Annotated in this window: 21 protein-coding genes; all 21 read left to right on the top strand. The window is 68.4% G+C overall.

Annotated elements, in window-relative coordinates:
* The first annotated feature begins 4 nt into the window (after positions 1–4).
* Positions 5–457 carry a D-galactarate dehydratase gene (locus GQE99_RS13900; protein ID WP_161352231.1) on the top strand — a complete coding sequence of 151 codons (453 nt, stop codon included), beginning with the start codon at positions 5–7 and terminating at the stop codon, positions 455–457.
* Entirely contained in the window at positions 454–2055 is a 1602-nt protein-coding gene (locus GQE99_RS13895) for an AMP-binding protein (protein WP_161352230.1), read from the top strand. The genes GQE99_RS13900 and GQE99_RS13895 overlap by 4 nt, the downstream gene beginning before the upstream one ends.
* A 64-nt stretch (positions 2056–2119) precedes the next feature.
* Entirely contained in the window at positions 2120–2743 is a 624-nt protein-coding gene (locus GQE99_RS13890; protein ID WP_161352229.1) for a hypothetical protein, read from the top strand.
* Positions 2740–3360: a class I SAM-dependent methyltransferase gene (locus GQE99_RS13885; protein WP_161352228.1), complete on the top strand. Its 621-nt coding sequence runs from the start codon at positions 2740–2742 to the stop codon at positions 3358–3360. Before GQE99_RS13890 ends, GQE99_RS13885 begins: the two co-directional genes overlap by 4 nt.
* On the top strand, positions 3360–3905 hold the full coding sequence (gene thpR / locus GQE99_RS13880) for an RNA 2',3'-cyclic phosphodiesterase (protein ID WP_161352227.1): 546 nt from the start codon (positions 3360–3362) through the stop codon (positions 3903–3905). The genes GQE99_RS13885 and thpR overlap by 1 nt, the downstream gene beginning before the upstream one ends.
* A 13-nt stretch (positions 3906–3918) precedes the next feature.
* Positions 3919–4308, top strand: coding sequence for a tol-pal system-associated acyl-CoA thioesterase (gene ybgC, locus GQE99_RS13875; RefSeq protein WP_161352226.1), 390 nt, complete (start codon positions 3919–3921; stop codon positions 4306–4308).
* Positions 4309–4429: 121 nt separating this feature from the next.
* Positions 4430–5125 carry a protein TolQ gene (tolQ, locus tag GQE99_RS13870; RefSeq protein ID WP_161352225.1) on the top strand — a complete coding sequence of 232 codons (696 nt, stop codon included), beginning with the start codon at positions 4430–4432 and terminating at the stop codon, positions 5123–5125.
* A 1-nt stretch (position 5126) separates the two neighbouring features.
* Complete coding sequence (gene tolR / locus GQE99_RS13865; RefSeq protein WP_161352224.1) at positions 5127–5600, top strand: protein TolR; 474 nt, start codon at positions 5127–5129, stop codon at positions 5598–5600.
* A 10-nt stretch (positions 5601–5610) separates the two neighbouring features.
* Positions 5611–6717, top strand: coding sequence for a hypothetical protein (locus GQE99_RS13860; protein ID WP_161352223.1), 1107 nt, complete (start codon positions 5611–5613; stop codon positions 6715–6717).
* Positions 6714–8051 carry a Tol-Pal system beta propeller repeat protein TolB gene (gene tolB, locus GQE99_RS13855; RefSeq protein ID WP_161352222.1) on the top strand — a complete coding sequence of 446 codons (1338 nt, stop codon included), beginning with the start codon at positions 6714–6716 and terminating at the stop codon, positions 8049–8051. Before GQE99_RS13860 ends, tolB begins: the two co-directional genes overlap by 4 nt.
* 79 nt (positions 8052–8130) lie before the next feature.
* Positions 8131–8628, top strand: a complete 498-nt coding sequence (pal, locus tag GQE99_RS13850; RefSeq protein ID WP_161352221.1) for a peptidoglycan-associated lipoprotein Pal — start codon at positions 8131–8133, stop codon at positions 8626–8628.
* A gap of 27 nt (positions 8629–8655) precedes the next feature.
* Positions 8656–9504, top strand: a complete 849-nt coding sequence (gene ybgF, locus GQE99_RS13845; RefSeq protein WP_161352220.1) for a tol-pal system protein YbgF — start codon at positions 8656–8658, stop codon at positions 9502–9504.
* Positions 9505–9566: 62 nt separating this feature from the next.
* Positions 9567–10763 (top strand): tRNA lysidine(34) synthetase TilS, encoded by a 1197-nt coding sequence (gene tilS, locus GQE99_RS13840; RefSeq protein WP_161352219.1) that lies wholly within the window; start codon positions 9567–9569, stop codon positions 10761–10763.
* Between the two features lie 112 nt (positions 10764–10875).
* Complete coding sequence (ftsH, locus tag GQE99_RS13835; RefSeq protein ID WP_161352218.1) at positions 10876–12801, top strand: ATP-dependent zinc metalloprotease FtsH; 1926 nt, start codon at positions 10876–10878, stop codon at positions 12799–12801.
* Complete coding sequence (locus tag GQE99_RS13830; protein ID WP_161352217.1) at positions 12798–13592, top strand: methyltransferase domain-containing protein; 795 nt, start codon at positions 12798–12800, stop codon at positions 13590–13592. Before ftsH ends, GQE99_RS13830 begins: the two co-directional genes overlap by 4 nt.
* A 9-nt stretch (positions 13593–13601) precedes the next feature.
* Complete coding sequence (locus tag GQE99_RS13825; RefSeq protein ID WP_161352216.1) at positions 13602–14189, top strand: MOSC domain-containing protein; 588 nt, start codon at positions 13602–13604, stop codon at positions 14187–14189.
* Between the two features lie 162 nt (positions 14190–14351).
* Positions 14352–16028, top strand: coding sequence for a formate--tetrahydrofolate ligase (locus tag GQE99_RS13820; RefSeq protein ID WP_161352215.1), 1677 nt, complete (start codon positions 14352–14354; stop codon positions 16026–16028).
* Positions 16029–16113: 85 nt separating this feature from the next.
* Positions 16114–17010 carry a bifunctional 5,10-methylenetetrahydrofolate dehydrogenase/5,10-methenyltetrahydrofolate cyclohydrolase gene (locus GQE99_RS13815; protein WP_161352214.1) on the top strand — a complete coding sequence of 299 codons (897 nt, stop codon included), beginning with the start codon at positions 16114–16116 and terminating at the stop codon, positions 17008–17010.
* Positions 17011–17020: 10 nt separating this feature from the next.
* Positions 17021–17920, top strand: a complete 900-nt coding sequence (gene folD / locus GQE99_RS13810) for a bifunctional methylenetetrahydrofolate dehydrogenase/methenyltetrahydrofolate cyclohydrolase FolD (RefSeq protein WP_161352213.1) — start codon at positions 17021–17023, stop codon at positions 17918–17920.
* Positions 17921–18004: 84 nt separating this feature from the next.
* Complete coding sequence (locus tag GQE99_RS13805; RefSeq protein WP_161352212.1) at positions 18005–18592, top strand: TetR/AcrR family transcriptional regulator; 588 nt, start codon at positions 18005–18007, stop codon at positions 18590–18592.
* Positions 18593–18907: 315 nt separating this feature from the next.
* On the top strand, positions 18908–20875 hold the full coding sequence (gene dnaG / locus GQE99_RS13800; protein WP_161352211.1) for a DNA primase: 1968 nt from the start codon (positions 18908–18910) through the stop codon (positions 20873–20875).
* Positions 20876–20908 lie beyond the last annotated feature (33 nt).

Raw genomic sequence — 20908 nt, 5'->3', positions numbered from 1 at the left:
TCCCATGAAACACCTTGTTCTGATTGCCGTTCTGGGGCTTGCGGGCTGTTCGTCGATGCCCGAGTTCCTGCGCCCTGCCGCAAACGTGACCACGCCCGAGGCCCGTGCGCCCAACGCGCCGCCGCCGGATGCGAACACCGAGGACGCGCTCGACACCACGACGGAGGAAGAGCGCAGCGCCGCGTTGGCCGCACCGGAGCCCGCGGGCGAGCGTGAACTGGGGACCACCGTCGCGTCTCTGGGCAGCCCGACGGAGCCGGGCATCTGGATGGCAACGCCGCTCGTCACCGCGGTGACGCCGGGGCGCGTGGTGGCCGAGAACGGCAAGTCGGTGCAGCTCGAGCTTCGTCCGCTCGATGGGCCGCCGACGGCCGGGAGCCGGATTTCGCTCCCCGCGCTGCGGCTGCTCGAGGTCGGGCTGGCGGGGCTTCACACGCTGACCGTCTACGCGCGATGACGGACCGGCGGGTCGTCGGGGGACCGGGGGACTGGGCCGCCCTGCGCGCCGGGTTTCGCTGGGATATCCCGGATGACTTCAACATGGCCGAGGCGTGCTGTGACAGCTGGGCGCGCGACGAACCCGGGCGCGTTGCGCTCACCCACATGGGCGACGAGACGCGCGACTGGACCTTCGGCGAACTTGCCGATGCCTCCGACCGGATGGCCGCGGTGCTGGCCCGGGCCGGTATCGGGCGCGGCGATCGGGTGGGCGTGCTGCTGGGCCAGTCGCCCGAGACGCTGATCGCCCACCTGGCCACCTGGAAACGCGCGGCGATCTCGATCCCGCTGTTCTCGCTTTTCGGGCCGGACGCGCTGGCCTTCCGGCTGGGCGACAGCGGCGCCAGGGTGGTGGTCACGGATGCCGCGGGGGCCGACAAGCTGGCCTCGATCCGCGGCGACCTGCCGGCGCTCGAGGCGGTCTTCGTGGTCGGCGACGGCGAGGGCCGCGATTTCTGGGCGGAACTTCAGGCAGCCACGCCCGTCGCGCCGGAGCGCGCGGGGGCCGAGGACCCGGCAGTCATCATCTACACCTCAGGGACGACCGGACCGCCCAAGGGCGCGCTTCATGCGCATCGCTTCCTGGTCGGCCACCTGCCGTCGGTGGAACTGCACCACGAGGGCTTTCCCCAGCCCGGCGACGTCGGCTGGACGCCCGCCGACTGGGCCTGGATCGGGGGGCTCATGGATATGGCGATGCCGTGCCTCTACCACGGCGTGCGGCTCGTCTCCTGCCGGATGCGCAAGTTCGACGCGGCCGAGGCCTACCGCCTGATCGCCGGCCAGAAGGTGCGCAACCTGTTCCTGCCGCCCACCGCGCTCAAGCTCATGCGCCAGGCGGAGGTGCCGGAAGGCGTCGATATCCGCACCATCGGGTCGGGCGGGGAGGCGTTGGGGGCGGACCTGCTCGACTGGGCGCGCGACGCGCTCGGCGTCACGATCAACGAGTTCTACGGCCAGACCGAGTGCAACCTGGTGCTCGCTTCCTGCGCCGGATCGATGGAGGTTCGGCCCGGCAGCATGGGGCAGGCGGTGCCCGGCCACGACGTGGCGATCCTCGACGCCGAGGGGCGCGAGGTGACGCCCGGCACGGTGGGCGAGATCGCGGTGAAGCGCCCGGACCCGGTCATGTCCCTGGGCTACTGGAACCTGCCGGAGAAGACGGCGGAGAAGTTCATCGGCGACTGGATGCGCACCGGCGACCTGGGCGTGATGGATGCGGACGGCTACTTCACCTACGTGAGCCGCGACGACGACGTGATTTCCTCGGCCGGTTACCGGATCGGGCCGACAGAGATCGAGACCTGCCTCACGGGTCATCCCGACGTGGTGATGGCGGCGGCCGTGGGCGTGCCTGACGAGACGCGGGGGGAGGTGGTGAAGGCCTACGTGGTGCTGCGTGCGGGCGCGGCGCGCGACGGGCTTGCCGACGCGTTGATCCAGCGGGTGCGCGACAAGGTTTCGCCCCATGTCGCCCCCCGGCAGGTGGCCTTCGTCGACGAACTGCCCATGACGGCGACCGGCAAGATCATGCGCCGGGCGCTGCGCGGGGGGTGACGCCCGCCGGGCCTGTTGCAGCGGCCGGGGCGAGCCATTATTCCGGCCCGCGAAAGGGGAGAGCATGACACCCGAAGAGATCGAGGCCTATTTCACCCGCGACGGCCAGTATGCCTTCGCCCGTTGGGGCCGGCCCATCGTGCCCGTGGTCTTCGGGGTCGAGGATGCGACCTTGGGAACCATCAAAGGCGCGTTCGAGGCGGTGGTCGCGCTCGCGGGCCACAGGATGGCCGAGACCGACCCGGAGCTGGGCGCGAACCTCATGGTGTTCTTCTTCCGTGACTGGGCCGAGCTGCGCGAGGTCCCCGATCTCGACCGGATGATCCCGGACCTGCATCCGCTCATCGACCGGCTTGAGGCCGCGCAGGCCACCCAGTACCGCGCTTTCCGCTTCGACGACGCGGGCGGCATCCAGGCCTGTTTCGTCTTCATCCGCATGGGCGGCGGGATGGAAGAGCTGCCGGCCGAGACGATCGCGCTCACCCAGGCGGTGATGGCGATCCTGACCTGGGGCGAGCGCGCGTTTTCCGAGACCTCTCCGCTGGCGCTGCACCCCGAAACCGGGGCGACGATCCTGCGGCCCGACGTGGCCGGGCTGATCCGCGCGGCCTATGACCCGGTGATGCCCGTGGCCGCGGACGACCCCAGCCACGCGTTGCGCCTGTCGGCCCGGATGAGCGTGGCATGACCAACGGGGCGCACTGGAACCGGGTCTACGGCGACAGGGACGAGACGGACCTGACCTGGTTCGAGGAAGTGCCCGAACCGTCGCTTGCCCTGATCCGGGCGCATGCGCCCGCCGGTGCCGTTGTCGACATCGGCGGCGGGGCGTCGCGGTTGGTCGATCACCTTCTGGCCGACGCGTATGGCCCCGTTGTGGTTCTGGACCTGTCGGAAACCGCGCTCGCGGCCGCGCGCACCCGGTTGGGCGACAGGGCCGGAGATGCCGAATGGATCGTCGCGGACGTGACGGGATGGTCGCCCGACCGACACTTCGATCTCTGGCACGACCGTGCGGTGTTTCATTTCCTGACCGACGCCGCGGACCGCGCACGCTACATCGCCGTGATGGACGCGGCGCTTGGCGACGGCGGTATCGCCGTGATCGGCACCTTCGCGCAGGACGGTCCGGAGCGTTGCTCGGGCCTGCCGGTGCAGCGCTATTCGCCCGAGGCGCTCGACGCGGAGATCGAGAGCCACGCGCCGGGGCGGTTCACCCTGCTCGAAAGCCGCCGGCACGTGCATGTCACGCCCGGCGGTACCCGGCAGAATTTCCAGTTCAGCGTTTTTCGGAAGGGGGCCTGATGCGGTGTTTCGTGGCGCTCGACCTGCCGGAAGCGCTGATCCGGCCGCTCACCCGGCTGCAAGCGGGGCTCGAGGTCGGCCGATTGGTCGAGCCGGAGAACCTGCACCTGACGCTGGCCTTCCTGGGCGACATCTCGGACGCGACGGCGCGCGAGGTGGCTGCGGGGCTCGCCGAACTGCCGGACGGGCCGATCGAGCTTGAACTGACCGGGCTCGACGTGATGGGCGGCAGGAAGCCCAACCTCGTCCTGATGGATGCACGGCCCACGCAGGCGCTCGTGAACCTGCAGGACCGGGTGCGGCGCGTGGCGCAGGATGCGGGCATCCACATGGAACGCCGCCGCTTCCGCCCGCATGTCACGCTCGCGCGGTTCCAGAAACACATGACGCCGAAGGAAGAGCGCGGGCTGGCCGGGTTCCTGGCCTTCAACGCCCCCTACGCGCTGCCCCCGGAGACCGCCGACAGCGTGTCGCTCAACCGCTCCCACCTTCGCGAGGAGGGCGCGATCTACGAACCGCTCGCCGAGTTCCTGCTGACCGGATGACAAGAGAGGCCCCATGACCCACCGCTTTCCCGTCCACGTCTATTACGAGGACACCGATCTTGCCGGGATCGTCTACTACGCCAATTACCTGCGCTTCATCGAACGTGCGCGCACCGAATGGATCCGCGAGCGCGGCGTCGACCAGACGCGGGTGAAGGAAGAGACCGGCGTGGTCTTCGCGGTGCGCCATCTCGAGGCCGACTACCTCGCGCCCGCGAAATTCGACGACGACCTCACCGTCGAGACCGAGGTGGTGGCCATGACGGGCGCGCGCATCGTGCTCAAACAGGACGTGAAACGCGACGGCGACGTGCTCTTCGCCTCGACCGTGACGATCGTTGCCCTCACGGAAACGGGCGCACCGGCCCGGCTTCCGGCAATTATTCGCCAATCCTTGCACTGAAAATCCGCGAAAACGCGGTGGACACGCGGTTTTGTTGGCCCTCGGGGTTCATTTCCGCTACCCTTCTGCGCAATAGAACCGTCCGACAGAGACGGTGACACGAGGCAGGAACGGGACGAGTATGGAACAGGAAGCCCTCGCGCTGGCTGGAGAGATGGATTTCTCCTTCTGGGCGCTCTTCTTTCGCGCAACGCTGATCGTGAAGCTGGTCATGGTGATCCTCGTCGCCATGTCCTTCTATTCGTGGGCGATCATCGTGACAAAATTCCTCCAGTTCCGGCGCGCGCGCCGCGAGGCGGACATGTTCGACCGGGCGTTCTGGTCGGGCGAGCCGCTGGACGAGCTGTTCGACCAGATCGGGCCGACGCCGGACGGCGCCTCCGAGAGGGTCTTCGCCGCCGGCATGCTGGAATGGCGCCGCTCGCACCGGGCCGACGGGCGCCTGATCGCGGGCGCGCAGAGCCGGATCGACCGCTCGATGGACGTGGCGATCGCGAAGGAGGCCGAGGGGCTGAACAGCCGCCTGGGGTTCCTGGCGACCACCGCGTCGTCGGCCCCCTTCATCGGGCTTTTCGGCACCGTGTGGGGCATCATGCATGCCTTCACCGAGATCGCGCAGCAGCAGAACACCAACCTCGCCGTCGTGGCGCCGGGCATCGCCGAGGCGCTTCTGGCCACAGGCCTGGGCCTGCTCGCGGCCATCCCGGCGCTGATCTTCTACAACAAGCTCACCTCGGACAGCGACAACCTCGCCGCCGGCTGGGAAAGCTTCGCCGACGAGTTCTCGACCATCCTCAGCCGCCAGTTGGACAGCTGACATGGCAGGCACCGTCACCCAAGCCAAGCCGCGTGCCCGCCGGGGTCGCCGCCGGGGCCGTCATCGCGCGATGATGTCCGAGATCAACATCACGCCCTTCGTCGACGTGATGCTGGTGCTCCTCATCATCTTCATGGTGGCCGCGCCCCTGATGACCGTGGGCGTTCCGGTTCAGCTGCCCGAAACCGCCGCGACGCCGCTCCCGGCCGTGGAGGAAGAGCCGCTGACCGTCACGATCACGGGCGAGGGGACCGTCACGCTGATGACGACCGAGATATCCCGCGACGACCTGATCCCGCGCCTGCGCGCGGTGGCGGCCGAACGGTCGGACAACAAGATCTTCCTGCGGGCCGACGGGCGCGTGCCCTACGGCGACGTGGCCCAGATCATGGGGGCGCTGAACGCCGCCGGGTTCAACGACATTGGGCTGGTGACCGACACGGGCGGGCCCAACATGGACAGCGAGGCCCAGTAGGGGCAACGACGTGAAGACCGGGTATTATATCTCGGGGATCGGGCATGCACTTCTGATCCTGTGGCTCCTGTTCGGGGGCCTGTTTCAGATGCGTGACGAAGAGCCGCCCGTGCCGGTCGCCGACGTTTCGCTTCTGAGCGAAGAGGAATTCGCGGCGCTCACCGCGCCGCCGCAGGGCACCCCGGAGCCCGAGCCGGAGGTCGCGCCCGAAGAGAGCGCCCGCCCGCCCGCGCGCCCCGAACCGGAGCCGCAGCCGGAACCAGAGCCCGAGCCGGAACCCGAGCCTGCGCCGGAGCCCGAACCCGCGCCACAGCCCGAGCCGCCCACGCCCGAGCCCGCGCTTCCGACCGAGGACACGCCGCCCGAGACCACCGACCCGACCCCGCCGGAGGCCGACCGGGTGGCCCCGGAGATTGCGCCCGAGCCCGATCCGCAGGCCGAGATCGCGCCCGAGGTGGCCCCGGAAGTGGCGCCGAGCGACGAACCCGCCGACGCGCCGGCCGAAGAGCAGGAGGCCACTCAGCCCGATGCCTCGACCACGGAGATCGTGACCGAGGCCGAGACGCCGCAGAGCGCGGCACCGACAAGCTCGGTGCGCCCGCAACCGCGCCCGGAGCGTCCGGAGCCGCCGGTCGAGACCGCCCAGCCGGAGCCCGAGCCGGACCCCGAGCCCACGCCGGAGCCGGAACCGGAGCAGGAGCCCGAGCCGGAAAGCGATCCGGTCGCCGATGCCGTGGCCGACGCGGTCAACGACGCGCTGAACGAGCCCGGGGCGAGCGACCAGTCCGCCCCGACCGGTCCGCCGCTGACCTCGGCGGAGCGCGACGGTCTGCGCATTTCGGTGTCGCAATGCTGGAACCTGGGCTCGTCCTCGACGGATGCGATGCGCACGACTGTGGTGGTGCTGGTCCAGATGCAGCCGGACGGGCGACCGTCGGGCATCGAACTGCTGTCCTCGGACGGCCCGAACGCCCAGGCGACACAAACAGCCTTCCAAGCGGCGCGGCGAGCCATTATCCGTTGCGGGACCAACGGCTATAACTTGCCGAGTGAGAAGTACGAACAATGGCGCGAGATTGAAATGACGTTCAATCCGGAGAATATGAGGCTGCGATGACACCGACCAAACTTCTTGCCCTCGCACTGGCGCTCCTGGCGCTCGCGCCATTCGTCTCGGCCCCGGCAGCGCAGGCGCAGGACGGCCGGCTTCGCATCGAGATCACCGAAGGCGTGATCGAACCGCTGCCTTTCGCGGTCCCGACCTTCCAGGCCGAAACCTCAGGGGCGGCCCCCTATGCCGAGGAAATCACCCGCGTGATCGCGGCGGACCTGTCGGGCACCGGGCTTTTCCGCGAAATCCCGTCCTCGGCCTTCATCGCCAACGTGTCGAGCTTCTCCGCCCCGATCCAGTATGCCGACTGGAAGGCCGTGAACGCCCAGGCGCTGATCACCGGCGCGGTCTCGGAGCAGGGCGGGCAGATCACCGTGAAGTTCCGTGTCTACGACGTCTTTTCGGGCACCGAGCTTGGCCAGGGGCTGCAATACACGGGCACCGTCGACGGCATCCGGCGCATCGCGCACAAGGTCGCCGACACGGTGTATTCCCGCATCACGGGCGAATCCGGCTACTTCGACAGCCGTGTGGTCTTCGTGTCCGAAAGCGGCCCCAAGGACGCGCGCCAGAAGCGCATCGCGATCATGGATTACGACGGCGCGAACGTGAAATACCTCACCGACAGCGCCTCGCTCGTGCTGGCGCCGCGGTTCTCGAAGGACGGCAACCGCGTGCTCTACACGTCGTACGAGACGGGTCAGCCGCAGATCTTCGTGCTCGAGGTGGGCTCGGCCCAACGCCGCGCCCTGGGCACCGGCGGGGGCAACATGGCGTTCAGCCCGCGCTTCTCGCCCGACGGCCAGTCGATCATCTTCTCGCTCGAGCAGGGCGGCAACTCGGACATCTACCGGATGGACGTGAACGGCGGCTCGATCACGCAGCTCACGAATTCGCCGGCGATCGAGACCGCGCCCAGCTTCTCGCCCGACGGTTCGCGCATCGTCTTCGAGAGCGACCGCTCGGGCACCCAGCAGCTCTACATCATGTCCGCCAACGGCGGCGAGGCGCAGCGCATCAGCTTCGGTCCCGGCCGCTACGGCACGCCGGTCTGGTCGCCGCGCGGCGATCTCATCGCTTTCACCAAGCAGAACGCGGGCCGGTTCCACATCGGCGTGATGCGCACGGACGGCTCCGAGGAACGGCTCCTCACGGCAAGTTTCCTGGACGAGGGGCCCACCTGGGCGCCCAATGGCCGTGTCATCATGTTCACGCGCGAAAGCCAGGGTGCCGCGGGCGCGCCCGCGCTCTACTCGGTCGACATCTCCGGGCGCAACCTGCGCCGCGTGCCGACCCCCGACGCCGCGTCGGATCCCAGCTGGGGCCCGCTGCAGAACTAGGAAGACCAGCGAAGAGTGTGCCCCGATCTGCTAGGGTGGGGGCATCGAGCAAAACGAATAACGACAGGACAAGGATTTCATGAGAAAGATCACCCTTACCGCCCTGATGATCGGTGCCGTCGCCTTGTCGGCCTGTTCGCAGGATCGCTTCAACGCCGCTGACGGCTCGGCCAATGCCGCGGGCATGTCGGGCAGCGTCAACGACCCGACCTCGGCCGCCTATTTCAACCAGGCGATCGGTGACCGGGTCCTCTTCGCCGTCGACCAGTCGACCCTTTCGCCGGAGGCAGAACGCATCCTCGCCCAGCAGGCGCAGTGGCTGAATTCGAACACCGCCTACTCGGCGATCATCGAGGGGCACGCGGACGAACAGGGCACGCGCGAGTACAACGTGGCGCTCGGCGCCCGGCGTGCCAGCGCCGTTCAGAGCTTCCTCGTCCAGCGTGGCGTTGCGCCCAACCGGCTCAAGACCGTAAGCTATGGTAAAGAGCGGCCGCTTGCGATCTGTTCGGACGAAAGCTGCTACCAGCAAAACCGCCGGGCGGTGACGGTGCTGACGACCGGCGCCGGCACCTGACCGGCCTGACGGGGTGACATGGGGGCCATGAGGCTGAAATCGATCGTGATGGCGGCGGTCTGCGCAAGCGCGCTGGCCGCCCCGGGCTTTGCCCAGAACCGGGACCAGACGCTGGCGGACGTCCGCCAGGAGCTCACGGTTCTCAACGTGGAAATCAAGCAGTTGAAGCGGGAGCTGAACACCACCGGGTCGCCCGGGCAGGTCACTCCCGGCTCGGCGCTCGACCGGATCGATTCCATCGAAAGCGCGCTTCAGCGGCTCACGGCCAAGACCGAAGAGCTCGAGTTCCGGCTGAACAAGATCGCCACGGACGGGGCCAACCGGATCGGCGACCTGTCGTTCCGGCTTTGCGAGCTCGAGTCCGACTGCGACATCATGAACGAAGGCATCTCGAAGCCCCTGGGCGGGATCGAGTCGGTGGCGGCGGACCCGGCCACGGGCGGTGGCATGGCGCCCACGGTTCCCGAGTCGAACGGCGGCGGCACGCAGCTTGCCGTCGGCGAGCAGGCGGATTTCGACGCCGCCGTCGCAGCGCTCGATTCCGGCGACTTCGCGGATGCGGCCCAACGGTTCCAGACCTTCGTCGACACCTATCCCGGCACGCCCATGACCGGCCGCGCGCTCTTCCTGCGGGGCGAGGCGCTCAACGCGCAGGACATGGTTGCGGAAGCCGCGCGCGCCTATCTCGCGTCCTTCTCGGCCGACCCGGCCGGCAATTCCGCGCCCAACGCGCTCCTGCAACTCGGCACCGCGCTGGGTCAGTTGGGCCAGGTGGCCGAAGCCTGTGCGACGCTGGGCGAAGTGCCGAACCGCTTCCCCGGCTCGGCGGCGGCGAGCGAAGCCAGCGCGGAGCGTCAGCAGCTCGGCTGTTCGTGACACCCGACGCGGCGTTCGGACACGCGCTCACGCAGGCGCGCGCGAGGCAATCTTTCGACAGGATGATCGTGGCCGTTTCGGGCGGCGGCGACAGCATGGCGCTTTTGCACCTTGCCCGTGACTGGGGGCAGGGCGCGGGCGTCGCGGTCGAGGCCGTGACGGTCGACCACGGACTGCGCCCCGAGGCCGCGGACGAGGCGCGGATGGTCGCGGGGGTGTGCGACGGGCTCGGCGTGCGCCACGACACCCTCCAATGGCGGCGTGAGAGTGGCGGCGGCAACCTGCAATCGGCGGCGCGTGCGGCGCGCTACGACCTGATCGCGGCGCATGTTGGCACGCGGCCCGGGGCCTGCATCGTGCTTCTGGGCCATACCGCCGATGACGTGGCCGAGACGTTTCTCATGCGGCTTGCGCGGGGATCCGGCGTCGACGGGCTGGCGCGGATGCGCGGGGACTGGACCGATCGCGGCGTGCGCTGGCTGCGCCCGCTCCTGGATGTCCGGCGCGAGGCGCTGCGCGACGTCCTGCGGGAGCGCGGCGTGGGCTGGGTCGAGGACCCGTCCAACGAAGATGAACGGTTCGACCGGGTGAAGGCGCGCGGGGCGCTCGAAGCGCTCGCACCGCTGGGCCTCGGGGTCGAAAGGCTGACGACCACCGCGGCGCAGCAGGCGGTCGCGCGTGAAGCGCTGGAGCATTGGGCGGCCGAGGCCGCCGCGCGGGTGGCGCGGGTCGAGGCGGGGGACGTGGTCTTCGACCAAGGCGCGCTGGACGCGCTGCCGGACGAGACCCGCGACCGGCTTCTGGCCCATGCGATCATGTGGGTGTCGGGTGCGACCTATCGTCCCCGCCACGATGCTCTGACGGCGGTGCAGGCGGGGCTGCGCGGCGGCGGCCGGGCCACGCTGGGCGGATGCCTGCTGTCGGCCCGTTCGGATCAGCTGCGCGTGGCGCGCGAACCCGGGGCGGTGGCCACGCTCACCGCGCCGCTGGGCACCGCCTGGGACGGGCGCTGGCAGATCAGGCCGCCCGAAGGGACAACCGGCGAAGGTCTGACCGTGCGCGCGCTTGGCGAGGCGGGGCTTTCGGCCTGCCCGGACTGGCGTGACAGCGGCCTGCCGCGCACCAGCCTCCTGGCCAGCCCGGCGGTCTTTTCGGGCGACACATTGATCGCCGCGCCGCTTGCCGGCGTATCCGAAGGCTATTCGGCGGAACTCGGCCCGCAGCGGGGCGATTTTGTCGCAGCGCTTTTGTCCCGTTGAACAAACGGTGACTATCGCATTGAACAAACGGGCACGTTCCCTATTTTAAGGGGAACGTCGCGCGGAGGGGAGCCGCCGCGCCCGGACCATCCGGCTTCATGAGGAGAAAACCTTGGGTAACGCGCGAAACTTCGCCTTCTGGATCGTGCTCTTTTTGCTGATCCTGGCCCTCTTCAACCTGTTCTCCAACGGTCAGGGCTCGATCGCCTCGACCCCGGTGAGCTACTCGGAATTCATCGAAGACATCGAAAACGGCGAAGTGACACGCGCCACGCTGGACGGCGAGAATGTCACCTATGTCGGCTCCGGCGGGACGGTCTATTCGACCGTGGTGCCGGGTGACGCGAATGTCTCGGAGCGCCTGATCGAGGAAGGCGTGAACGTGGAAGCGAAGAAGCAGGAACAATCCGGCTTCCTGTCGCTCCTGTCGCTGCTGCTTCCCGTGCTGCTCCTGATCGGCTTCTGGTTCTTCATGATGAACCGGATGCAGGGCGGTGGCCGTGGCGGCGCGATGGGCTTCGGCAAGTCGAAAGCCAAGATGCTGACCGAGCGTGAGGGGCGCGTGACCTTCGACGACGTGGCCGGCATCGACGAGGCCAAGGAAGAACTCCAGGAAATCGTCGAATTCCTGCGCAACCCGCAGAAATTCTCGCGCCTCGGCGGCCAGATCCCCAAGGGTGCGCTGCTGGTGGGCCCTCCGGGCACCGGCAAGACGCTGCTCGCGCGCTCCGTCGCGGGTGAGGCGGGCGTGCCCTTCTTCACCATCTCGGGCTCCGACTTCGTCGAGATGTTCGTGGGTGTCGGTGCGAGCCGTGTCCGCGACATGTTCGAGCAGGCCAAGAAGAACGCGCCCTGCATCGTCTTCATCGACGAGATCGACGCGGTCGGCCGGTCGCGCGGCGCGGGCTACGGCGGCGGCAACGACGAGCGCGAGCAGACGCTGAACCAGCTGCTGGTGGAGATGGACGGTTTCGAGTCCAACGAGGGCGTCATCATCATCGCCGCGACCAACCGCAAGGACGTGCTCGACCCCGCGCTTCTGCGCCCGGGCCGTTTCGACCGCCAGGTCACGGTGCCCAACCCCGACATCAAGGGCCGCGAGAAGATCCTCGGCGTCCACGCCCGCAAGGTGCCGCTGGGGCCCGACGTGGACCTGCGCATCATCGCGCGCGGCACGCCCGGCTTCTCGGGCGCCGACCTCGCCAACCTCGTGAACGAAGCGGCGCTGATGGCCGCGCGCGTGGGCCGACGGTTCGTGGTTATGGAGGACTTCGACAACGCCAAGGACAAGGTCATGATGGGGGCCGAGCGACGCTCGATGGTTCTCACCGACGAGCAGAAGATGCACACGGCCTTCCACGAAGCCGGGCACGCCGTCGTGGGCCTGACGCTTCCCAAGTGCGACCCGGTCTACAAGGCGACGATCATTCCGCGCGGCGGCGCGTTGGGCATGGTCGTGTCGCTGCCCGAGATCGACCGCCTGAACTGGCACAAGGACCAGTGCGAGCAACAGCTTGCCATGACGATGGCCGGCAAGGCCGCCGAGATCATGAAATGGGGCGAGGATTCCGTCTCCAACGGTCCCGCCGGCGACATCATGCAGGCCAGCCAGCTGGCGCGCGCCATGGTGATGCGCTGGGGCATGTCGGACAAGGTCGGCAACATCGACTACGCCGAAGCCGCCGAAGGCTACCAGGGCAACACCGGGGGCTTCTCGGTCTCGGCCCACACCAAGGAGCTGATCGAGGAAGAGGTGAAGCGCTTCGTTCAGGAAGCCTACGACACAGCGCGCAACATCCTCGAGGAGCGCCGCGACGAGTGGGAACGCCTGGCCGAGGGGCTGCTCGAATACGAGACGCTGACCGGCGAGGAGATCAAGCGCGTCATGGCCGGCGAGCCGCCCCACATCGACGAGGATGACGAGGGTGGTGCGGGCGAGAGCGCCGAGGAGAAACCCTCGGTCGCGTCGATCCCGAAGACCAAGCCGCGCAAGAAACCCAAGGGCGACGGCGGCATGGAGCCGGAGCCGACCGCGTGAGCGATCCATCCGCGCAGGATTGGGACCCCGGAGCCTATCAACGGTTCCGGGGTCTTCGTTTGCGCCCCGCGCTGGAGCTTCTCGCCCAGGTGGGCGCGTTGCCGCCCGGCCCGGTGGTCGACCTGGGATGCGGGGCAGGGGCCGCGGCCGAGGCGCTGAGCGCGCGCTACCCGGGCCGCGAGCTGGTGGGCGTGGACACCTCCGAGACGATGCTGGCCGAGGCCGAGGCCGGCGGGCTCTACGACCAGCTGACCCGCGACGACGCGGCGGAATGGGTGCCCTCCACGCCGCCCGCGCTGATCTTCTCCAATGCCCTCGCACATTGGCTCGACGACCACGAAGCGCTGTTCGCCCGCTGGTCGGCCTGCCTTGCCCCCGGCGGAACGCTGGCCGTCCAGATGCCGCGGCAGTTCGACGAGCCGTCCCACAGGCTCCTGCGCGACCTGGCAGAAGACATGTTCCCCGATCGCTTCGACTTCACCGGCTGGACGCCGCCGGTCGCACGCCCGCTCGCCTATGCCGGGATGCTGGCGGAGCTGGGCCAGGCGATGGTGTGGGAAACCTGCTACGTGCAGGATCTGCCTGCCGTCGACGAAGGCCACCCGGTGCGCCATTTCACGGGCTCCACCGCGATGCGCCCCTTCCTTGCGGCGTTGGGCGAACGCGAGAGCGCGCGCTTCGTCGCGGCCTATGACACGATGCTCGCACGCGAGTATCCGCTACGTCCGGACGGCAGCGTGCATTTTCCGTTCAATCGTGTCTTCTTCGTCCTCGAGACAGACAAACCGTGAGGACGGATCATGCCGGACATGTTCGACAAGGCGCCCTTCGACGCCCGTGTGACCTACCTTGGCCACGTCCCCGACCGTGACGCCGCACTGGCGGCGACCGCACAAGGGGCGGCCGAGCTTACCTTCGCAGGGATCGAGGGGGAGGATCACGGCGGGCTGACGCGCCCGGCCTGTTCGCGGGTCAAGATGCTCCACCCGCGCGGGACCGAGATCCGCAACACCCGGCAATTGTCGATCCTGTCGGCCGAGGAGCTGGGCCAGATCGCCGAGAACATGGGGGTCGAACGGCTCGACCCCGCGTGGATCGGTGCCTCGCTTGTCGTCGAGGGCATTCCCGACTTCTCCCACGTGCCGCCGGGATCGCGCCTGCAGGGGCCGGACGGGGTGACGCTGGCCATCGACATGATCAACCATCCCTGCACGCTCGCGGGCCGTTCGGTCGAAGAATACCTGCCGGGCTACGGGGCCAAGTTCAAACCGGCCGCGATGGACCTGCGCGGTGTCACCGCCTGGGTCGAACGCGAGGGGCGGCTGGCCCTCGGCGACGCGCTGACGCTCTTCGTGCCGACCCAGCGCGGCTGGGATCCGACCCCCTGACGCCAGGGCTCTGACCCCAAACGGAAACGCGCGTTTCCGAAAGGCGCGCAGGTTTCCTCGCGTTGCCGCAAAGTCGCGCATTTTCGTCGCGTCTCGCGTTGAGCGATAGGGTAACCCTCCGCACAGTCCCGACCAAATCGCCAGCGGTCGAAGGAGGAGACCATGAGCTACAAGTCGGACATCGAAATTGCACGCGAGGCCAAGAAGCGGCCGATCCAGGAAATCGGGGCCAAGCTCGAGATTCCGGACGCGGAACTGCTGCCCTTCGGCCATGACAAGGCCAAGGTCAGCCAGGCCTTCATCGACAGCGTGCAGGATCGGGAGGACGGCAAGCTCATTCTCGTCACCGCCATCAACCCGACGCCGGCGGGCGAAGGCAAGACGACCACGACCGTGGGCCTTGGCGACGGCCTCAACCGGATCGGCAAGAAGACCGCGATCTGCATCCGCGAAGCCTCGCTCGGGCCGAACTTCGGGATGAAGGGGGGCGCCGCCGGCGGCGGTTACGCGCAGGTCGTTCCGATGGAGGACATGAACCTCCACTTCACCGGCGATTTCCATGCGATCACCAGCGCGCACAACCTGCTCGCGGCGATGATCGACAACCACATCTACTGGGGCAACGAGCTGTCCATCGACGAGCGCCGCGTGACGTGGCGCCGGGTGGTGGACCTCAACGACCGGGCACTGCGCGACGTCGTGACGAGCCTGGGCGGTGTCGCCAACGGGTTCCCGCGCCAGACCGGCTTCGACATCACCGTGGCCTCCGAGGTGATGGCCATCCTGTGCCTGTCCAAGAACCTCGCCGACCTTCAGTCGCGCCTGGGCGACATCATCGTCGCCTACACCCGCGACCGCGACCCGATCACCTGCCGCGACATCGGCGCGGACGGGGCGATGACGGTGCTCCTGAATGACGCCATGCTGCCCAACCTCGTGCAGACGCTGGAGAACAACCCGGCCTTCGTGCACGGCGGCCCGTTCGCCAACATCGCGCATGGCTGCAACTCGCTCATCGCGACGAAGACGGCGCTCAAGCTCGCCGACTACGTGGTGACGGAAGCGGGTTTCGGGGCGGACCTCGGGGCCGAGAAGTTCATGAACATCAAGTGCCGCAAGGGCGGGCTCTCGCCCTCCTGCGTGGTGCTGGTCGCCACGGTGCGCGCGATGAAGATGAACGGCGGCGTCGCCAAGGCGGACCTGGGCGTGGAGAACGTCGAGGCCGTGGAGGCGGGCTGCCCGAACCTTGGCCGCCACATCGAGAACGTGAAGTCCTTCGGCGTGCCGGTGGTCGTCGCGATCAACCACTTCGTCACCGACACGGACGCGGAAGTGCAGGCGGTCAAGGACTACGTGGCGCAGCACGGCTCCGAAGCGATCCTGTGCCAGCACTGGGCCAAGGGTTCGGAAGGGACCGAGGCGCTGGCCACCCGCGTGGCGGAGATCGCCGACGCCGGCGCGGCCAATTTCGCCCCGCTCTACGATGACGACCAGAGCCTCTTCGACAAGATCGAAACCATCGCCAAGCGCATCTACCGCGCCGACGAGGTGCTGGCGGACAAGAAGATCCGCGACCAGCTCAAGGCGTGGGAGGAGGCGGGCTATGGCAACCTGCCCGTGTGCATGGCAAAGACCCAGTACTCGTTCTCGACCGACCCCAACCTGCGCGGGGCACCCACGGGCCATTCGGTTCCGATCCGCGAAGTGCGGCTGTCGGCGGGGGCGGGATTCGTCGTGGTGATCTGCGGTGAGATCATGACGATGCCGGGCCTGCCCTCGAAACCCGCCGCCCTGTCGATCGGTCTCGACGCGCAGGGCGACATCCAGGGCTTGTTCTGAGCCCGCCCGCCCCGCACCGCGCGGGGTCTTGAAACAGCAACCGGGCCGGGCGTCAGTCCGGCCCGAACCGATGAAGGAGACGAGCATGTCCACACCCGCGCACCGCGCCGCCCTGATCGACGGCAAGACCATCGCCGCCAAGATGCGCGAGGAGGTCGCGGCCGAGGCCAGGGCGCTCTCGGATCTCGGCTGGTCGCCGCGCCTCGTGTCGATCTCGGTGGGCGACGCCGCGGCCTCGGACATCTACGTGCGAAACCAGAAGAAGAACGCCGAGAGTGCCGGCGTCGAGTTCGAGGCCCGGACCTATCCCGAGACGACCTCGCTCGAGCAGCTGATCGGCATCCTGCAGGGGCTGAACCACGACCCCCGGGTGAACGGGATCATCATCCAGCGCCCGCTGCCGGCCCACATTCCCGTGAAGGTGCTCCAGAAGGCCGTGCATCCGCTCAAGGACGTGGAGGGCATGCACCCGGCCTCGATCGGCAACATCGTCTACAACGACCTCGCGCTCGGGCCGTGCACCGCCGTGGCGGCGGTCGAGATCCTGAAGACGCTGCCCCTGTCGCTCGAGGGGCTGACCGTGACGGTGATCGGCCACAGCGAGATCGTCGGCAAGCCCATCGCCTTCCTGCTCATGGGGCTGGGGGCGACCGTGACGGTCTGCCACCACATGACGCGCTCGGTCGCGATGCACAGCCGTGCCTCCGACGCGGTCTTCGTGGCCGTGGGGCGCGCGGGCCTCGTGACCGGGGATATGATCAAGCCGGGGGCGGCGGTGATCGACATCGGGATCAACCGGGTCGACGGCAAGACGGTGGGCGATGTCGATTTCGACAGCGTCGCCGATGTCGCGGGCTGGCTCACCCCGGTGCCGGGCGGTGTCGGGCCGGTGACGGTCGCGACGCTGATGAAGAACGCCACTCTGGCCACGCGAATGCAGATGGAGCATTACCGCGACGCCTATGACAAGACCGATTTCTGAGGAGAGGACAATGACCGCACAAATCATCGATGGGAAAGCCTTCGCCGCCGAGGTGCGCGCCAAGGTGGCCGAGCACGTCTCCGCGCTGAAGGCCGATCACGGCATCACCCCGGGCCTTGCCGTCGTCCTGGTGGGCGAGGATCCGGCCAGCCAGGTCTACGTCCGCTCCAAGGGCAAGCAGACGGTCGAGGCCGGCATGGAGAGCTTCGAGCACAAGCTGGACGTTTCCACGTCCGAGGAAGATCTGCTCGCGCTTGTCGACAAGCTCAACAACGATCCGGCCGTGAACGGCATCCTCGTGCAACTGCCGCTGCCCGATCACATCGACGAGGAAAAGGTCATCAACGCGATCGACCCGGCCAAGGACGTGGACGGGTTCCACATCTCGAACGTCGGGCTGCTTGCGACGGGGCAGAAGGCGATGGTGCCCTGCACGCCGCTGGGCTGCCTGATGCTGCTGCGCGACCATTTCGGCTCGCTCTCGGGCAAGGAGGCCGTCGTCGTGGGCCGGTCGAACATCGTGGGCAAGCCGATGGCGCAGCTCCTGCTGCGTGACAGCTGCACCGTGACCATCGCCCACAGTCGCACCAAGGACATCGAAGAGGTGGTGAAACGCGCCGACATCGTCATCGCCGCCGTGGGACGGCCCGAGATGGTGACCGGCGACTGGCTCAAGAAGGGCGCCGTGGTCATCGACGTGGGCATCAACCGCCTGCCGCCCGCCGAGGAGGGCGCGAAGGGCAAGCTGGTCGGCGACGTCGACTTCGCGAGCGCGTCGCAGGTCGCGGGCGCCATCACGCCGGTGCCCGGCGGCGTCGGCCCGATGACCATCGCCTGTCTCCTGGCCAACACGCTGACCGCGACCTGCCGGGCCAACGGGCTGCCGGAGCCCGAAGGGCTGACCGCCTGATCCGGACACCGCCCCGGTCCCGTCCGGGGCGGTTTTCGCATGCCGGCGCTTGATCTGAACGGGTGTTCAGTTAATCTCGCCCGCATGGCGCGTAAATCCGGCTCCCACGCCGACATCACCGGCCCGAAAGTGCGCGAAGCGGCCCTGAAGCTCTTCGCACGCGACGGCTATGCCGCGGTCTCGATGCGCAAGATCGCCGCCGAGGTGGGGGTGCAGGCCGGGGCGCTCTATCTCTACACGCCCGACAAGCAGACGCTGCTGTTCGACCTGATGAAGTCGCACATGGAAGAGCTGCTCTCGGCTTGGGCCGAGGCCGACCGGGGCGGGACCCCGCCCGAGCGGCTCGAAGCCTTCGCGCGGTTTCACATTGCCTATCACCTCGACCGGCCGGACAACATCTTCATCGCCTACATGGAGCTTCGCAACCTGGAGCCCGACAACTTCGCCGAGATCGAGGCGCTTCGACGGCGCTACGAGCAGGGGCTGGTGGAGATCCTGGAGGCCGGGAACGACTCGGGCGATTTCGACGTACCGGACCCGAAGCTGGCCGCGATGGCCGCGATCTCGATGCTGAACGGGGTCACGACCTGGTTTCGTGACGAGGGCCCGCTGTCGCGCGAGATGGTGGAGACGATCTACTGGGACATGCTGCGCAAATCGGTGGCGGCCTGAGCGGGCGGGGTGTTCAGGGGCCTTGGGCCGGTGTAGGGCGCGGGCGTTATTGCCGGGAGCAGGCCTTGACGGTCGGGCGGATGCGCGGTCCCGGTTTTCCCAGAATCCTAGAATCCTAGAATCCTAGAATCCTAGAATCCTAGAATCCTAGAATCCTAGAGAAGTGGAGTGCGGGGCCGTGTCGTCCGCTCCCCGCTGGTCCATCCGAACGTCCCGAAACCACCCCGCGCGCCAAACCGCCGCCGTCCGCCTGTCGCGTTCGACACCCGACGATGGCCTCTGTTACCCGGCCCGCCGCGGGTCTATATTGCCGCCATGGCGCTGCCCCCGGGATTCCTTGACGAGCTTCGCACCCGCACCTCGCTTGCGCAGGTGGTCGGGCGCAAGGTCACATGGGATCAACGCAAGTCGAACCAGGCCAAGGGCGACCTCTGGGCGCCGTGTCCGTTCCACCAGGAAAAGACCGCCAGCTTCCACGTCGACGACCGCAAGGGGTTCTACTACTGCTTCGGCTGCCACGCGAAGGGCGACGCGATCGGGTTCGTGAAGGACACCGAGAATGTCGATTTCATGGAAGCGGTGGAAATCCTCGCCCGCGAGGCCGGGATGCAGATGCCGGCCCGCGATCCCAAGGCGCAGGAGAAGGCCGACCGGCGCACTGAGCTGGCCGAGGTGATGGAGCAGGCGGTGCAGTACTACCGCCTCCAGCTCAAGACCAACCAGGGCAGCGGCGCGCGCGATTACCTCGACCGCCGGGGACTCAAGGAGGATGCGCAGCAGCGCTGGGACATCGGCTACGCGCCCGACAACCGGCATGGCATCCTGACCCACCTGCGCGAAAAGGGCGTCTCGGACGACCTGATCGTGGCCTCCGGCCTCGCGATCCGCCCCGACGACGGCGGCCAGCCCTACGACCGGTTCCGGGGCCGCATCATCTTCCCGATCCGCGACGCGCGGGGGCGGGCGATCAGCCTCGGGGGTCGGGCGCTCGATCCCAACGCGCGGGCGAAATACCTCAACGGGCCGGAGACCGAGCTTTTCGACAAGGGCCGTTCGCTCTTCAACCAAGCCCCGGCGCGCGAGGCGGCGGGCAAGGGCCAGCCGCTCATCGTGGCCGAGGGCTACATGGACGTGATCGCGCTTTCGGAGGCCGGGTTCGGCGCCACGGTCGCCCCCCTCGGCACCGCGATCACCGAGGACCAGCTGCGGCTTCTGTGGCGCATCGCGCCCGAGCCGATCATAGCGCTCGACGGCGATACGGCCGGCATGCGCGCCGCGATGCGGCTCATCGACCTCGCCTTCCCGCTGATCGAGGCCGGGCGCAGCCTGCGCTTCGCGGTCATGCCCGAGGGGCTGGATCCCGACGACCTGATCAAGGCGCAGGGGCCGGGGGCGATGCAGGCCGTGCTCGAAGCCGCGCGCCCGATGGTCAGCCTGCTGTGGCAGCGTGAGACCGAGGGCAAGGTCTTCGACAGCCCCGAGCGTCGCGCGGCACTGGACCACGATCTGCGCCAGGCCATCAGTCGTATCCAGGACCCGTCGATCCGGCGCCACTACGGCGAAGAGATCAACCGCCTGCGCTGGGAGCTGTTCAATCCGCGCCGGGCGGCGGTGCAGACGCGGCCGGGCCAACAGTCCCGCGGGCGCTGGAAACCCGGTGGCCCCGCGTTCCACCCGGAGACCAAGGGGTCGTTGCTCGCCGCGGCCTCGGGCCAGGTCGAGGAGGTGCTGCGCGAGGCGGTGATCCTGGCCATCGTGATCACCCATCCCCGTCTTCTCGAAAAGTTCGAGTCGGCGCTGGAACGCGTCGACATGGCGACCGAGGATCACGTTGCGATCCAGCGCGCGTGCCTGTCCTACACCGGCGAGGACAGCGACGAACTCACCTCGAAAATTGAGGCGGAGGTGGGGCCGCGCGCCCTTGAAAAGCTCTTCGCACTCAACCATGTGCAGATTGCCCCGCCGATCCGGCGTCCGGACGATGCGGATCTGGCCGCGCTCTGTCTTGCCGAGGAGCTGGCCAAGCTGGAGGCGGCCCGCGGCGCGCGTCACGAAGTGGACGACGCCGCCGCCGAAATCGGGGCTCTGGCCGACGAGGGGCTGACATGGCGACTGTCCGAGGCGGCCCGCGTGCTTGACGAGGCGCGGCGCGGCCAGGGCGAGGACAAAGGGCTGTTCGACCGGGCCGACAACGGCCTGCTCATCGCGCGGGAGGAAAAGGAGGCGCTGGATGCGCTCCTGAAGCAGATCGAGGATCAACAGGGCGGGCGCAAGAGACCCTGATTCCATCACAATTTGGGAACACCGAAGATAAAC

It is taken from the genome of Maritimibacter harenae (genome assembly GCF_009882975.1).
GTDB classification, from domain to species: Bacteria; Pseudomonadota; Alphaproteobacteria; order Rhodobacterales; family Rhodobacteraceae; genus Maritimibacter; species Maritimibacter harenae.
This window is presented reverse-complemented; position numbering and strand designations above follow the sequence as displayed.

What these genes read in the sequence shown, in the direction of transcription:
- GQE99_RS13900 (WP_161352231.1), top strand. Translation starts at nt 5, where the DNA reads ATGAAACACCTTGTTCTGATTGCCGTTCTGGGGCTTGCGGGCTGTTCG.
- GQE99_RS13895 (WP_161352230.1), top strand. Translation starts at nt 454, where the DNA reads ATGACGGACCGGCGGGTCGTCGGGGGACCGGGGGACTGGGCCGCCCTG.
- GQE99_RS13890 (WP_161352229.1), top strand. Translation starts at nt 2,120, where the DNA reads ATGACACCCGAAGAGATCGAGGCCTATTTCACCCGCGACGGCCAGTAT.
- GQE99_RS13885 (WP_161352228.1), top strand. Translation starts at nt 2,740, where the DNA reads ATGACCAACGGGGCGCACTGGAACCGGGTCTACGGCGACAGGGACGAG.
- thpR (WP_161352227.1), top strand. Translation starts at nt 3,360, where the DNA reads ATGCGGTGTTTCGTGGCGCTCGACCTGCCGGAAGCGCTGATCCGGCCG.
- ybgC (WP_161352226.1), top strand. Translation starts at nt 3,919, where the DNA reads ATGACCCACCGCTTTCCCGTCCACGTCTATTACGAGGACACCGATCTT.
- tolQ (WP_161352225.1), top strand. Translation starts at nt 4,430, where the DNA reads ATGGAACAGGAAGCCCTCGCGCTGGCTGGAGAGATGGATTTCTCCTTC.
- tolR (WP_161352224.1), top strand. Translation starts at nt 5,127, where the DNA reads ATGGCAGGCACCGTCACCCAAGCCAAGCCGCGTGCCCGCCGGGGTCGC.
- tolB (WP_161352222.1), top strand. Translation starts at nt 6,714, where the DNA reads ATGACACCGACCAAACTTCTTGCCCTCGCACTGGCGCTCCTGGCGCTC.
- pal (WP_161352221.1), top strand. Translation starts at nt 8,131, where the DNA reads ATGAGAAAGATCACCCTTACCGCCCTGATGATCGGTGCCGTCGCCTTG.
- ybgF (WP_161352220.1), top strand. Translation starts at nt 8,656, where the DNA reads ATGAGGCTGAAATCGATCGTGATGGCGGCGGTCTGCGCAAGCGCGCTG.
- tilS (WP_161352219.1), top strand. Translation starts at nt 9,567, where the DNA reads ATGATCGTGGCCGTTTCGGGCGGCGGCGACAGCATGGCGCTTTTGCAC.
- GQE99_RS13825 (WP_161352216.1), top strand. Translation starts at nt 13,602, where the DNA reads ATGCCGGACATGTTCGACAAGGCGCCCTTCGACGCCCGTGTGACCTAC.
- GQE99_RS13820 (WP_161352215.1), top strand. Translation starts at nt 14,352, where the DNA reads ATGAGCTACAAGTCGGACATCGAAATTGCACGCGAGGCCAAGAAGCGG.
- GQE99_RS13815 (WP_161352214.1), top strand. Translation starts at nt 16,114, where the DNA reads ATGTCCACACCCGCGCACCGCGCCGCCCTGATCGACGGCAAGACCATC.
- folD (WP_161352213.1), top strand. Translation starts at nt 17,021, where the DNA reads ATGACCGCACAAATCATCGATGGGAAAGCCTTCGCCGCCGAGGTGCGC.
- GQE99_RS13805 (WP_161352212.1), top strand. Translation starts at nt 18,005, where the DNA reads ATGGCGCGTAAATCCGGCTCCCACGCCGACATCACCGGCCCGAAAGTG.
- dnaG (WP_161352211.1), top strand. Translation starts at nt 18,908, where the DNA reads ATGGCGCTGCCCCCGGGATTCCTTGACGAGCTTCGCACCCGCACCTCG.